Genomic DNA, 14419 nt, shown 5'->3' with positions numbered 1-14419 from the left:
GGAGTCGCGTGCCATTCTGAGTTCGTGAACCACCCCTGGGGCCGCCCGGTCACCGATCACGGCGACGGTTGGGCCGTCATCGACGTCGAGACGTCGGGTTTCCACCCCAATCAGGCGCGGGTGATCAGCGTCGCGGCCCTGGCGCTCGATGCCGGCGGCCGGGTCGAACAGTCGGTGGTCAGCCTGCTCAACCCCGGGGTCGACCCGGGCCCCACCCACATCCACGGTCTGACCGCCGAGATGCTGGAGGATCAGCCGACCTTCGGCGATATCGCCGAGGATCTGGCCGAGTTGGTGCGCGGTCGCACACTGGTCGCGCACAACGTCGGCTTCGACTACGGCTTCCTGGCCGCCGAGGCCGATCAGGCGCGCGTCGAGCTGCCCATCGACACCGTCATGTGCACCGTCGAATTGGCCCGTCGTCTCGACCTAGGCCTGGACAACTTGCGCCTGGAGACCCTGGCGCGGCACTGGGGTGTCACCCAGACCCGGGCGCACGACGCCTTCGACGACGCGCTGGTGCTCTCGCGGGTGCTGGCCCCGGCGCTGGACCGGGCGCGGGATCAGCAGGTCTGGCTGCCGGTCCGGCCGGTCACCCGGCGCCGCTGGCCGAATGGCCGCATCACGCACGACGAACTCAAGCCACTGAAGGCGCTGGCGGCGCGGATGCCGTGTCCCTACCAGAATCCGGGCCGCTACGTCGGGGGCCGGCCGATGGTGCAGGGCATGCGGGTGGCGCTGTCCAGCGAGGTGCGGCGCACGCACGAGGAACTGGTCGAGCGCATCCTGCACGCCGGGCTCGCCTACAGCGAGAGTGTCGACCCCGAGACCTCGATGGTCATCTGCAACAATTCGAATCCGTTGCAGGGCAAGGGTTTCACTGCGGTCGAATACGGGGTTCCGGTGGTTTCCGACGGCGAGTTCATGGCCAACGTCACCCACGTGATCGGTGGCACCGACGTCGAGCAGTTCGCCGACACCACCGCCGACGGGGATCAGTTCGCCTTGTTCTGACCGCGTAACGGGCCCGAAATCAGCTGAGCGCCTTGGCCTTCAGTGCCTCGAACTCCGGCTGGCTGATGGTGCCGTTGTCGAGCAGGGCCTTGGCGTCGGCGATCTGCTGGGCCGGCGAATGTCCGGCGACCTTCTTGATGTAGTTGTCCTGGTCCACCTTCGCCTCGGCCGCGGCACGCTGGGCCCGCAGCGTCATGCCCTTCCCGCGGGCGATGACGTAGATCAGGGCGGTCAGCCACGGAATGAAGATCAGACCGATCACCCACAGCGCCTTGGTGAAGCCGCGCGTCTCGTGGTCACGCCACAGCAGGTCGACGAGGATCTGGAACAACACCAGCAGATACGCGATCCACGCGAAGATGATCAGGAAGTGCCAGAGGAAATCCCAGGTTGAGCCCCAGTTCACGTCGAACTCCTTGTCAGGGGTGGTCGGGCCACGGCTTGACCCATGGAGTCCACCCGCAGCGCACACTACCGCGCACGGCCGACCCGGCGGGCGGGCGAATGGTCACACGGTGCGGGTCGAAGGTCCCGGGGAGTGGGCCAGACGTGCCGCGCGATTCACCGCGGAGACCACCGCCCGCAGCGAGGCGGTGGTGATCGAGGTCGCAATGCCGACGCCCCACACCGTCCGGCCGCCGATCGACGCCTCGACGTAGGCCGCGGCCTGCGCCTCTTCGCCGGAGGACATCGCATGCTCGGAGTAGTCCAGGACGTTGACGTCGAAACCGATGGCGCCCAACGCATCACAGAACGCGGCCAGTGGACCGTTACCGGCGCCGACGATCTCGCGTTCGGTGCCGTCGACCTTGACCACCGCGGTGATGGTGTCGGTGCCGCCGTCGGTCTCGGCGGCGTCCACCTTCTGGCGGATCCGCTCCAGCGGGGTGGTCGGGGCCAGATACTCGTCGTAGAAGGCGTCCCACATCTCCTTGGGCGAGACCTCGCCGCCCTCGCCGGCTGTGCCCTCTGCGATCTCCTGGATCGCGCGGGAGAACTCGATCTGCAGCCGTCGCGGCAGGGCCAGGCCGTGGTCGGCCTTCATGATGTAGGCCACGCCGCCCTTGCCGGATTGCGAGTTCACCCGGATGACGGCCTCGTAGGTCCGGCCCACGTCGCGCGGGTCGATCGGCAGATAGGGCACCTGCCACAGGATGTCGTCGACATCCGAGTCGGCGTCGTCGGCGTCGACCTTCATCTGGTCCAGGCCCTTGTTGATGGCGTCCTGGTGGCTGCCGGAGAACGCGGTGTAGACCAGATCGCCGCCGTACGGGTGGCGTTCGTGCACGGGCAGCTGGTTGCAGTACTCGACGGTGCGGCGGATCTCGTCGATGTTGGAGAAGTCGATCTGCGGATCCACTCCGCGGGAGAACATGTTCATGCCCAGCGTCACCAGGCAGACGTTGCCGGTGCGCTCACCGTTGCCGAACAGGCAGCCCTCGATCCGGTCGGCTCCGGCCTGATAGCCCAATTCTGCTGCGGCAACGGCGGTTCCGCGGTCATTGTGCGGGTGCAGGCTCAAGATGATGGAGTCCCGGCGGGCCAGGTTACGGCTCATCCACTCGATCGAGTCGGCGTACACGTTGGGGGTGGCCATTTCGACGGTGGCGGGCAGGTTCACGATCAGCGGCCACTCGGGGGTGGGCTGGATGACGTCGGCGACCGCGTCGCAGACCTCTTTCGCGTACTCCAGTTCGGTGCCCGTGTAGGACTCCGGCGAGTACTCGAAGCGCCAGTTGGTGCCCGGGTAGTCCTTGGCCGTCTGCACGCACAGCGCCGCGCCGTCGGTGGCGATCTTCTTCACCGCGTCGCGATCGGCGCGGAAAACCACGCGGCGCTGCAGGATCGACGTCGAGTTGTAGAAGTGCACGATGACGTTCGGCGCGCCCTGGCAGGCTTCGAAGGTGCGGGTGATCAGCTCGGGCCGGCACTGCGTCAGCACCTGGATGGTGACGTCGGGCGGGATCGCGCCCTGCTCGACGATCTCGCGGACGAAGTCGAAGTCGGTCTGCGACGCCGACGGGAAGCCGACCTCGATCTCCTTGTAGCCCATCCGCACCAGCAGGTCGAACATGCGGCGCTTGCGGGCCGGGCTCATCGGGTCGATCAGGGCCTGGTTACCGTCGCGCAGGTCCACCGCGCACCAGCCGGGGGCGCGGTCGATGACCTTGTCGGGCCAGGTCCGATCGGCCAGTTTGATGTTCTCGACCTCGTCGCCGAAGGACCGGTAACGGTTGACCGGCATCGAGGAGCCGCGCTGGGTGTTCCAGGCGGGCTGGCCGGGATTGGGTGCGCCGGCGGGCGTGGAGATGGTGCGAACCGAGCTGAATGCGTCGGGGCTAGAAACAGCTGATGCAAAAGATTCAGAGAAGCTGGTCATTGGTGGCTCCGGATGGTCTTTGGAATTGATCCAGTGGATATCAGACCGGCATCGCGAAAGACCCGCGACGGGAAGCCAGTCTGGATCAGACCCCGTCGCGGCGCCCGAGGAGGAGCACACGCTGCACGTCGGTCACTGTACTCCTGGCTGGGGGTAGCGCCAAAACCCGCGCCCACCTGCGGTGAACGCGGCGTTCAGACCTGCGAATCCGGGAACGCGATCACCGACAGGAACCGGATCGGCAGCTCGACCAGATCCGCGGGCCCGTGCGCGCCCTCGCCGTCGAACTGCAGCGAGTCGCCGGGCTCGAGCCGGTAGACCGAGCGGCTGTGGCTGTAGTCCATGACGCCTTGGATCATGAAGAGGAATTCCGTGCCAGGGTGCTGGAACAGCGGGTAGGTCTGGCTCTTCTCGGACAGCGTCACCATCAGGCATTCCAGCCGCTTGTGTTCCCCGCGCAGTGAGCCGAGAAGTTCGTACTCGTGGCCTTCCCGCGTGCCGTTGCGCACGATCCGGGCGCCAGTTCCGGCCTTGACGAAGGCGGCCGGCCGTTCGACGTCGGAGCCGCGGAACAAGCTGGTGACGGGGACGTCGAGGCCCTTGGCCAGCAGCGCCAGCGTCGACAGACTGCACGATGTCTGGGCGTTCTCGATCTTGGACAGCATGGCCTTGGAGATGCCGACCCTGGTCGCCATGTCGGCGACGGTCAGGCCCTGCTGTTGGCGCAGCAGGCGGACGTTCTGCCCGATGGCCGATTCGAGTTCGAGTTCGCCGACCGGTGACTGGGGGTCACGGTCGCGCGCGGTACCGGACTGGTTGCGGATCAGGTCGGACACGGCACCTGTCTATCGCATCTGTCCGGCCGCCGCGTAAGGGTACGGCGTTGTGAGCAGGTCGCCGTCCGCGAACCGGCTCAGCCGGAAGTCGGACTCGGGAATGCGAGGGTCGCTGCTGTGCCCGTCCACGACGAGATCGGCCACCAACCGGCCGACCGCCGGGGCGATCTTGAAACCGTGACCACTGAAGCCCGCCGCCACCACCAGGCCGTCGATGTCCGTTCGGGAGATCACCGGATTCCAGTCGGGGGTGACGTCGTAGCAGCCGGCGTAGCTGGAGCTCAGCGAGGCGTTCGTCAGCCCGGGGAATCGGGTGCTCACCTTGTCCACGGTGATGTCGACGAACTCCTCGGTGGCCCGGTTGGAGTAGTCGTCCGGATCGGCTTCCCCCGGGTCGGCCAGATCGCTGTTGCCGAACAGGATCTCCCCGCCGGCCTCCGGCCGGACGTATTGCAGCGAGACGAGATCGGAGAACACGGGCACCTGCCCGACCGCCATACCCGGATCGATCAGGACGATCTGCTCGCGCACGACGGTGATGGGAATGTCGATGCCGTACCGCAGCAGAAGTGGCCGGGTCCACGCGCCGGTGGCGACGACGACGGTGCCGGCGGAGATCTCGCGGCCGTCCGCGGTGCGGACCCCGGCCACCTTCTGATCCGTGGTCAGAAGGTCGGTGACCTCGGTGCCCTGCCGCAGCCGCACGCCGGCCGCGCGGGCGCTGCACATGAACGCCTGCGCGGTCTGATAGGCATCGCCGTAGCCGCCGCGCGCTTCCCAGCCGAACGCGCCGAACGGGCTGAGGTCGGCCCACGGCCACATCCTGGCCACCTCGTCGACACCGATCTCCTCCGTCTGCACGCCCACGGCACGTTGGGCGGCAAGGCTCTTGCGCATGTTCTCGACGTCGGGTTCGCCGACGCCGACGACGTAACCCGTCTGCCGGAAGCCGATGTCGGAGCCGAAGACCTCGTCGGCCTTCTCGAACGTCTCCAGCCCGACGGCGGCCATCGCGGCGAGTGAGCTCACCCCGTAGTGACAGCGGACGATGCCGCTGGACTTACCCGTCATCCCCGAGCCGACCGTATGACGTTCGACCACAACGATATTCGTGATCCCGCTCTGGGCGAGCGCCCACGCCGTCGCGGCACCCTCGAGGCCGCCGCCGACGATGACGACGTCTGCCGTCTCGCTCACCGGCCGGGGATCCAGTCCGTGCCTGCCAACGGCACCCGCGCCATGGCGGCCGCCTCGATACTGACCGCCACGAGATCATCGGGTTCCAGGTGCGTGACGTGCGCCTTTCCGCACGCCCGGGCGATGGTCTGGGCCTCCATGGTGAGCACCCGCAGGTAGTTGGCCAGCCGCCGCCCGGCGGCCACCGGATCCAGCCGTGCGGCCAGTTCCGGGTCCTGCGTGCTGATGCCGGCCGGATCGCGGCCGTCCTGGAAGTCGTCATAGAAGCCGGGGGCGCTCCCGAGCTTTTCGTACTCGGCCGCGTAGCGGGGATCGTTGTCGCCCAGTGCGATCAGCGCTGCGGTCCCGATCGCGACGGCGTCGGCGCCCAAGGCCAGTGCCTTGGCCACGTCGGCGCCGGTGCGGATGCCGCCGGAGACGATCAGTTGGACCTTTCGGTGGACGCCGAGTTCCTGCAGGGCCTGCACAGCCTGCGGGATGGCAGCCAGTGTCGGGACGCCGACGTGTTCGATGAACACCTCCTGGGTGGCGGCGGTGCCGCCCTGCATCCCGTCGACCACGACGACGTCGGCGCCCGCGTGTACCGCGAGCTTCACGTCGTAGTAGGTCCGGGTGGCTCCGACCTTGACGTAGATCGGCTTCTCCCAGTCGGTGATCTCGCGTAGTTCGTTGATCTTGATGGTCAGGTCATCGGGTCCGGTCCAGTCCGGATGCCGGCAGGCGCTGCGCTGGTCGATGCCCTGTGGCAGGGTGCGCATGGCCGCGACCCGTTCGGAGATCTTCTGCCCCAGCAACATTCCGCCACCGCCGGGCTTGGCGCCCTGGCCCAGCACCACCTCGATGGCGTCGGCCTTGCGCAGGTCATCGGGGTTCATCCCGTACCGCGACGGCAGGTACTGGTACACCAGGTGCTTGCTCTGGCCCCGCTCCTCGGGGGTCATACCGCCGTCGCCGGTGGTGGTGGACGTGCCGACCTCGCTGGCGCCGCGCCCGAGTGCCTCCTTGGCCTGGCCCGACAGTGCGCCGAAGCTCATGCCCGCGATGGTCACCGGGATATCCAGGTGCAGTGGGTATTTCGCGTGCCGATCACCGAGCACCACGTCGGTGCCGCACCGCTCGCGATACCCCTCCAGTGGATAGCGCGACATCGACGCGCCCAGGAACAACAGATCATCAAAATGCGGTAATGCGCGCTTGGCGCCCCAGCCGCGGATGTCGTAGATCCCGGTCTCGGCGGCACGCTGGATCGCGGCGATGGTGGCTCGGTCGAAGGTGGCCGATTCACGCAGGCCCAGTCGGGCCCGGTCGTCAGTGGTGTAGCTCATCAGTAGGTGCTCGCATTGTCGACGTGGAAGTGGTACAGGGATCGGGCCGAGCCGTAGCGGGTGTAGGCCCTGGTGTCGTCGTCCTCGAACCCGGCCGATTTCAGCAGGTACGCCAGCTCGGCATGGTGCTCGTCGGTCATCTCCTTGGCCACGCAGTCCGCGCCCAGCGACGCCGGCGTACCGCGCAGGTAGATCCGGGTCTCGTAGATCGAATCCCCCAGTGCCTCACCGGCATCGCCGCGGACGACCAACCGGCCGGCCTGGGCCATGAAGGCGCTCATGTGCCCGACGTTGCCGCCGACGACGATGTCGACACCCTTCATCGAGATGCCGCAGCGGGCCGCCGCATCGCCTTCGATCACCAGCAGGCCGCCGTGCCCGGTGGCGCCCGCCGACTGGGATGCGTTGCCCTTCACCCAGACCGTGCCGCTCATCATGTTCTCGGCGACCCCGGTGCCGGCGTTGCCGTTGATGGTGATCTCGGCCTGCTGATTCATGCCGGCGGCGTAGTACCCGACGTGACCGTCGATGCCGATCTGCACCGGAGCATTCACCCCGACCGCCACATTGTGTGCGCCGGACGGATTCTCGATGACGAATTCACCGGACAACCCGGGTTGGTGCAGTGCGGAATTGACCGTCCGCAACGGTGTCTGCGTGAGATCGAACGTCAGCGCTGCCACGCGTACACCACCTCGGGTTCGGGTTCCCAGATCTTCGCGCTCTCGACGCCCGGCAGACCGGACAGCGCGCGGTACTCGCTGGCCATCGCCACCCAGTCGGTGGTCTCGGCGATCACGGCCGGCTTGCATGCGATGGCGTCGCGCACCACCGCGAAGGAATCGCGGTTGGACACCAGCAGGGTGTAGAAGCCGTCAAAGGTCGCGCAGAGTTCTTTGAGTGCGGTCTCGACGTCACGTCCGGCGGCCAGTTGGGCGGCCACGAACCGGGCGCCCACCTCGGTGTCGTTGAGGCTGTCGAACTGTGCGCCGGCCGCAATCAGCTCGCGCCGGATGGTCGCGTGGTTGGCAAAGGATCCGTTGTGCACCAGGCACTGTCCCGGACCGACCGCGTAGGGGTGGGCTCCCGATGGCGTGACCGCCGATTCGGTGGCCATCCGAGTGTGTCCCACGCCCTGCCAGCCGGTGGCCCCGGCCAGCCCCCAGTGCTCGGTGAGAGTGCGGGGGTGACCGACGCCCTTGAGCACCGTGAGATCCGTGCCGAACCCGGAGATCAGTGCGCCGGGATACACCGAACGCACTGCCGCCAGGAGGTCTTCGGAATCCGCCGCGGCCGAGAGCTGACACGTGTCACCGATGCGGCATACGGTCACCGGCCTACCCAGCGCCTCGCTGACGCGGCGGCCCTCCGGTTCGACGTCGAGCACCGACACGCAGCCCTGCCCGGCCGGTGACCACACCGGATCGCCGTACACCGCGACGCCGGCCGAGTCGCTGCCGCGGTCGGCCATCTCACAGAGCATGCCCGTCAGCAGTTCGCCGAGCCTGGGCACCAGTTCAGGATTGCGTAGATGCAACCCCACGATCCCGCACATAGGTTGTGCTCCTTCGGTTCTCAGAATGCCGTCAGGTACCGTTCGACCTCCCACGGCGACACCGAGCCGTGGTAGGCGAAGAATTCGTCGCGCTTGAGACCGGCGAAGTAACCGGCCACCCCGTCACCCGCCGCATTGAGCGTTGCGCTCACCACCGGGTCGGCCTCGAGTGCGTCCACGGCGTGCAGCAGGGTCGGCGGCAGGGTGCCGCGACCGTTGGCCGGGGCACCGACCACGCCGGGGTCCGCGCTGCGTTTGATCCCGTCCAGTCCGGCGCCCAGTGCCGCCGCGATCGCCAGATATGGGTTGGCCGAGCCGTCGCCGCCGCGCAGCTCGATGCGCTGGTTGTCCGGCACGCGGATGTAGTGCGTGCGGTCGTTGCCGCCATACGTCGGGGTGCGCGGAGCCCAGGATGCGCCCGAGGCCGTTGACGTGGCCCCGGTTCGCTTGTAGGAGTTGACGGTTGGGGCGATGACCGACTGCAGGGCGCTCGCGTGGTCGAGGATGCCGCCGATGAACGCGTACGCGGTGGGGGACAGCCCCAGACCACGCTCGTCAACGCCCGTGGCGTCCATCGCGGGAAACACCGGGGTGCCGGCGCTGGTCAGCGACATGTGCAGGTGCAGCCCGCTGCCCGTGCGATCGGCAAAGGGTTTGGGCATGAAGGTGGCGACCATGCCGCGCTCGGTGGCGATCATCGACAGCAGGTAGCGCAGCGTGATCACGCGGTCGGCGGTGGTCAGCGCGTCGGCGTATTCGAAGTTCTGCTCGAACTGGCCGTTGCCGTCCTCGTGGTCGTTGGCGTAGTTGGACCAGCCGAGGGTGTTCATCGCGGTCGAGATGCTCGTCAGATGCTCGTACATCCGGGTGACGCCCCGGGCGTCATAACACGGTTGGTCGGCGGTGTCGGCGGCGTCCGCGGTGGACAGGCTGCCGTCCGGGTTCCGGGTCAGCAGGAAGTACTCGACCTCGGCGCCGACCCACGGCTCGAAGCCGGCATCGGCGGCCTGGGCGATCAACGACTTCAGGATGACCCGTGGGGCGTACGGCCACGGCGCACCGTTCACATGCGGATCGCAGTGCACGATGGCCAGGCCCTCCCGGATGAACGGGACGGGGGTGAACGACGCGGGATCCGGGATCGCCATCAGGTCGGGGTCCTTGGGTTCCTGACCGATGGCGCCCACCGCGTAGCCGGCGAAACCGACTCCCTCGGTGGCCAGCTGGTGGACGGCCTCGACGGGAACGAGCTTGGCACAAGGCTTTCCGCGTAGGTCGACGAACAACGCCAGGATGAATTTCGTCGCGGTGGCGGCGGCCCGGTCGGCCAGTTCAGAGGAGCTCATGAAGATCCTTGTCTCTTGTTAGGAATCAATGTATCGCACGATGAAACAACGCGCAGCGCGAGAACCGGAGAGAGCCACTTCCCGGCGGATGTTCCGTCGGGAAGTGGCTCCTCGTGGACTTGCCTATCTACTTGGGGTTCACGCGAACTCGATGGCGCGATTCCTCCTCGGCCGTGGCGGCCGCATCGTCATCACGCGAACTCGATGGCGCGATTCCTCCTCGGCCGTGGCGGCCGCATCGTCATCACGCGAACTCGATGGCGCGATTCCTCCTCGGCCGTGGCGGCCGCATCGTCATCACGCGAACTCGAACTCGTACGAGCCGTCGCGGTGGATCGTCGAGTCGATGCCCTTCTCCTCGTCCTCCGGGGCCACCCGGATGCCCATCGTCAGCTTCAGGACATAGGCGATGACGAACGCCACGATGAAGGAGTAGGCGATGACCGCGCCCGCGGCGATGGCCTGCTTCCACAGCTGGCCGAAGCCGCCGCCGTAGAACACTCCGTTGGTCGCGTTCGGCATGGAATCGCTTGCCAGGAAGCCGATCATCAGCGTGCCGACGATCCCGCCGACCAGGTGGACACCGACGACATCCAGGGTGTCGTCGTAGCCCAGCTTGCTCTTGAGCGCCACGGCGTAGGGGCAGATCACGCCGGCAATCACACCGAGGACGATCGCGCCGACGGGTGTGACGGCACCGCAGGCCGGGGTGATGGCAACCAGGCCGGTGATGGCGCCCGACGCCGCACCGACGCCGGTGACGTGCCCGTCCTTGAACTTCTCGACCACCAGCCAGGCCAGCGTCGCCGCGCAGGTCGCGACGAACGTGGTCACCATCACGATCGCGGCCGAATTCCCCGCGGCCAGTGCGGATCCGCCGTTGAACGCGTACCAGCCGGCCCAGAGCATTCCGGCGCCGAGCAACGTCAGCGGCACGTTGTGCGGCTTGCGGTCGCTGCCCCAGCTCAGGGACTTGCCCAGAACGATCGCCACGGCCAGGGCCGCCACTCCGGCGTTGATGTGCACCGCGGTGCCACCCGCGAAGTCAATTGCCTTGAGGTTGTTGGCGATCCAGCCGCCGACGGAGTCCTTGGTGACGACGCCGTCGAACGCGAACACCCAGTGCGCAACCGGGAAGTACACCAGCACTGCCCACAGGCCGGCGAACACCATCCAGGAACCGAACTTCATCCGGTCGGCTACTGCGCCGGAAATCAGTGCGACAGTGATGGCGGCGAACAACGCCTGGAACAACGCGAACAGGCTCACCGGCAGCCCGCTGACCGTGGTCTGCGATTCGAGCATGTCCTTCATCCCGGCGAATTCGGTAATGCTGCCGACGAATCCGCCGGTCGAGGTGCCGAACGTCATCGAGAAACCGAACAGCACCCACAGCACGCCCACCAGCGCGGCCGAGCCGAACGTCATCATCATCATGTTGGTCGAACTCTTGACCGAGACCATGCCGCCGTAGAACAGCGCCAGCCCGGGGATCATCAGCGTGAGGCCGATGATGCAACACAGCATGAAGGCAGTTGTGCCCGTGTCCATAAACCCTCTCCTGGGTACGCGGCCACCCGCGGGCCGTCCACTGCTAGTCACCGTCGTCTCTGTTACGGAAACAGGCTTCCTGGGTTTCGTCCGGGTTAATGCTGCGCGACCCGGGCCCGGGCCATACCGTCGCGAGGGTGATCGATGTACGGGAGTACGGCGCAACGGGTGACGGCCGGACCGACGACCACGCCGCCCTCACCGCCGCGCTGCTCGCCGCGGACGCGGCCGGCGGCGGCACGGTGTGCCTACCCGCCGGCACCTATGCGATCTCGGCCCCGCTGGGTCGCCACGATCCGCCGCTGTCCCGGGTGCATCTGACCGGCGTCGGCGACCGCGCGGTCCGGATTCTGGCCATCGGGCCGTTCGCCGCGGTCGCCGGCAGTTGGTTCATGTCCCGCATCGAGAACCTGATGATCGACGCGGGCGCGCACGGCGGACCCGGCCTGGTGGTCGATCTGGACAAGAGTTATCTCCGGCACTGCTGGGTGCTCAACTGGGCCGGCTTCGGGATCTCGCTGAACCCGGCCCGCGAGGGACTGCTCAACTGGATCGACGACAACTTCGTCGAACAGTGCGAGGGCACCGGTATCCATACGACCTACCGGTTCTACGACTCCTGGATCGTCAACAACAACGTCGGCTCCACCGGCCCGAACCTGTCGGTGGAGAGCGGACCGGTCCGGATCCTGGCCAACCACTTCGACGGGGCGCCACGGCACAACATCGAGATGCGCGGCAACCGGTTGCTCACGATCGTCGGCAACATCTGCGAGGGCGCCCGCCGTGAGGCGATCATCTACACCATGCCGGCGTGGCTGGACACCGACAGTCCACAGGTGCAGATCGTCGGCAACAACATCAGCAATGGCGGTAAGGAAGCACCGGGGACACGTCCGGCCATCGGCATCTACTCCCGCGATGCCGAACACCGCACGTCCGGCTTCACCATCACGGGCAACTTCTTCGCCTGCACCGACGACGACGCCGGCTGGACCTACGCGGTGGACGCAGAGCACGTCGACGCGCTCGCGATATCCGGAAACCAGTGGGAGAACCGGGGATTCACCATTGCCGCGACGCGCACTCGGGGCCGCGACGCCGTCGTGTCGGGCAACAGCTCCGGCAACATCGGCGCCGACCGCGTCGTCACCACCCTGGCCGCGCCCACCGTCCTGACGGACACCTCGGGCGACGGGGTCTACTTCCTGCACGACGGCGCCGCGGTCACTCTGCCGGATGCCGGTGCCAACCGCTGCCGGTACACGTTCAAGAACCTCGCGGCGTCGAATTGCCGGTTGAGCGCCCAGAGCGGGCAGAGTGTGAACCGGCAGCAGTCGATCTCGCTGGGACCGGCAGAATCGGTCGAACTGCTCTCGGACGGTAGGAGTTGGTGGTCCCTGTGATCAAACGCTGGCGGTTCACGATCGCGGCTGTCGTCATCGCGGTGATCGCGACGCTGGTGTACCAGTTCTGGTACCGCCGCGTTCCCGCGGAATGCAAGCCGGTGCAGGAGTTGCTGAGCTTCAATTCCGCGCAGTCGAAGGTGATCGACGAGAAGACCAAGGACGACCAGGGGCTCCCGAACCCGGACCAGCTGGCCGCCTACACCGCCTGGGCCGACGGGCTGGCCGACCGGGCGGGGAAGGTCACCGCGCCCAACCTGGCCCAGCCAGCGGTCGAGTTGGCCACCCTGGCAAACAAGTTCGTCGGCAAGCTCGAGCTGATCAGCTCCACCCCGCACGCCCCCGGTGCCCCGCCGCCGCCGGAGTACTACGAGCTGACGATCATCAACGACCAGATCAACGAGGACATCGCACAGTTGAAGAAGGCCTGCCAACGCTGATCGGCGACGTGCGCCAGCTAACCGAACCTCGGCACGGAGAAACGAGGTGCGGAACTCCCTTATCCTTATGTGCGAACAATCCCACGCTGGAAAGGGCGAACAGTGGCGCTCGTCGTGCAGAAATACGGCGGATCCTCGGTGTCGGACGCCGAGCGCATCCGGCGCGTCGCCGAGCGCATCGTGGAGACCAAGAAGGCCGGTAATGACGTCGTTGTCGTCGTCTCGGCCATGGGCGACACCACCGACGACCTGCTCGACCTGGCCCAGCAGGTGTGCCCGGCCCCGCCGGCGCGCGAACTCGACATGCTGCTGACCGCGGGTGAGCGCATCTCCAACGCCCTGGTCGCCATGGCCATCGAATCGCTCGGCGCGCACGCCCGGTCCTTCACCGGTTCGCAGGCCGGCGTCATCACCACCGGCACCCACGGCAACGCCAAGATCATCGACGTGACGCCCGGGCGGCTGCGGTCGGCGCTCGACGAGGGCCAGGTCGTCCTCGTCGCCGGGTTCCAGGGCGTCAGCCAGGACACCAAGGACGTCACCACCCTGGGCCGCGGCGGTTCGGACACCACGGCCGTGGCCGTGGCCGCGGCCCTGCAGGCCGACGTCTGCGAGATCTACACCGACGTCGACGGCATCTTCACCGCCGACCCGCGCATTGTGCCCAACGCTCGCCGTCTGGACACCGTCTCGTTCGAGGAGATGCTCGAGATGGCCGCCGCCGGTGCCAAGGTCCTGATGTTGCGTTGCGTCGAGTACGCGCGCCGCTACAACCTGCCCATCCACGTGCGTTCGTCGTACTCCGACAAGCCCGGCACCATCGTCAAAGGATCGATCGAGGACATCCCCATGGAAGACGCCATTCTGACCGGAGTCGCCCACGACCGCAGCGAGGCCAAGGTCACCGTCACCGGAGTGCCCGACGTACCGGGCTACGCCGCCAAGGTGTTTCGTGCGCTCGCCGACGCCGACGTGAACATCGACATGGTGCTGCAGAACATCTCCAAGGTCGAGGACGGCAAGACCGACATCACCTTCACGTGCTCGCGTGAGAGCGGGCCCGTCGCCGTGGAGAAGCTGACCGCCGAGCAGGGCGACATCGGGTTCACCCGGGTGCTCTACGACGATCACATCGGCAAGGTGTCCCTGATCGGTGCGGGCATGCGGTCGCACCCGGGCGTCACCGCGACGTTCTGTGAAGCGCTGGCCGACGCCGGCATCAACATCGACCTCATCTCCACGTCGGAGATCCGGATCTCGGTGCTGATCAAGGACACGGAACTGGACAAGGCCGTCGCGGCGTTGCACGAGGCATTCGAACTCGGCGGCGACGAAGAGGCCGTCGTCTACGGCGGGACGGGACGCTAGC

13 protein-coding genes are annotated in these 14419 nt (G+C 67.3%); 4 read left to right on the top strand and 9 right to left on the bottom strand.

From position 1 onward, the window contains the following. Positions 1-24: 24 nt before the first annotated feature. The gene (locus tag U0R18_RS16405; protein WP_526370225.1) at positions 25-1014 is read left to right on the top strand and encodes a DEDDh family exonuclease; all 990 of its coding nucleotides are present in this window, start codon (positions 25-27) and stop codon (positions 1012-1014) included. 19 nt (positions 1015-1033) lie between these two features. Here the strand turns inward: U0R18_RS16405 and U0R18_RS16400 are convergent, their stop codons facing one another. The 9 genes from U0R18_RS16400 to U0R18_RS16360 form a co-directional block, all read right to left on the bottom strand. Then, a complete protein-coding gene (locus tag U0R18_RS16400) occupies positions 1034-1420 on the bottom strand; it encodes an SHOCT domain-containing protein (RefSeq protein ID WP_526370223.1) in 387 nt (128 codons plus the stop codon). 102 nt (positions 1421-1522) lie between these two features. After that, positions 1523-3394, bottom strand: coding sequence for a 2-isopropylmalate synthase (gene leuA, locus U0R18_RS16395; protein WP_526370221.1), 1872 nt, complete (start codon positions 3392-3394; stop codon positions 1523-1525). A 194-nt stretch (positions 3395-3588) separates the two neighbouring features. Further along, on the bottom strand, positions 3589-4230 hold the full coding sequence (gene relB, locus U0R18_RS16390) for a type II toxin-antitoxin system RelB family anti-toxin (protein WP_526370219.1): 642 nt from the start codon (positions 4228-4230) through the stop codon (positions 3589-3591). Between the two features lie 9 nt (positions 4231-4239). Beyond that, the gene (locus U0R18_RS16385; RefSeq protein ID WP_526370217.1) at positions 4240-5427 is read right to left on the bottom strand and encodes an NAD(P)/FAD-dependent oxidoreductase; all 1188 of its coding nucleotides are present in this window, start codon (positions 5425-5427) and stop codon (positions 4240-4242) included. Beyond that, positions 5424-6752 carry an FMN-binding glutamate synthase family protein gene (locus U0R18_RS16380; RefSeq protein ID WP_526370215.1) on the bottom strand — a complete coding sequence of 443 codons (1329 nt, stop codon included), beginning with the start codon at positions 6750-6752 and terminating at the stop codon, positions 5424-5426. Before U0R18_RS16380 ends, U0R18_RS16385 begins: the two co-directional genes overlap by 4 nt. After that, complete coding sequence (locus tag U0R18_RS16375) at positions 6752-7435, bottom strand: protein glxC (protein WP_526370213.1); 684 nt, start codon at positions 7433-7435, stop codon at positions 6752-6754. Before U0R18_RS16375 ends, U0R18_RS16380 begins: the two co-directional genes overlap by 1 nt. After that, positions 7423-8307, bottom strand: a complete 885-nt coding sequence (locus tag U0R18_RS16370; RefSeq protein WP_526370211.1) for a class II glutamine amidotransferase domain-containing protein — start codon at positions 8305-8307, stop codon at positions 7423-7425. The genes U0R18_RS16375 and U0R18_RS16370 overlap by 13 nt, the downstream gene beginning before the upstream one ends. A 20-nt stretch (positions 8308-8327) precedes the next feature. Continuing rightward, on the bottom strand, positions 8328-9653 hold the full coding sequence (glnT, locus tag U0R18_RS16365) for a type III glutamate--ammonia ligase (RefSeq protein WP_526370209.1): 1326 nt from the start codon (positions 9651-9653) through the stop codon (positions 8328-8330). Positions 9654-9950: 297 nt separating this feature from the next. Next, positions 9951-11204: an ammonium transporter gene (locus U0R18_RS16360; protein ID WP_526370207.1), complete on the bottom strand. Its 1254-nt coding sequence runs from the start codon at positions 11202-11204 to the stop codon at positions 9951-9953. A 137-nt stretch (positions 11205-11341) separates the two neighbouring features. Between U0R18_RS16360 and U0R18_RS16355 the strand changes: the two genes are divergently transcribed. The 3 genes from U0R18_RS16355 to U0R18_RS16345 all read left to right on the top strand — a co-directional run bounded on the left by U0R18_RS16355 (position 11342) and on the right by U0R18_RS16345 (position 14418). After that, positions 11342-12610: a glycosyl hydrolase family 28-related protein gene (locus U0R18_RS16355; protein WP_526370205.1), complete on the top strand. Its 1269-nt coding sequence runs from the start codon at positions 11342-11344 to the stop codon at positions 12608-12610. Further along, positions 12607-13050 (top strand): hypothetical protein, encoded by a 444-nt coding sequence (locus U0R18_RS16350; RefSeq protein WP_526370203.1) that lies wholly within the window; start codon positions 12607-12609, stop codon positions 13048-13050. The genes U0R18_RS16355 and U0R18_RS16350 overlap by 4 nt, the downstream gene beginning before the upstream one ends. Before the next feature lie 102 nt (positions 13051-13152). Next, the gene (locus tag U0R18_RS16345; RefSeq protein WP_526370201.1) at positions 13153-14418 is read left to right on the top strand and encodes an aspartate kinase; all 1266 of its coding nucleotides are present in this window, start codon (positions 13153-13155) and stop codon (positions 14416-14418) included. Position 14419 lies beyond the last annotated feature (1 nt).

This window comes from Mycobacterium sp. (assembly GCF_046330795.1).
Taxonomy (GTDB): domain Bacteria; phylum Actinomycetota; class Actinomycetes; order Mycobacteriales; family Mycobacteriaceae; genus Mycobacterium.
This window is presented reverse-complemented; position numbering and strand designations above follow the sequence as displayed.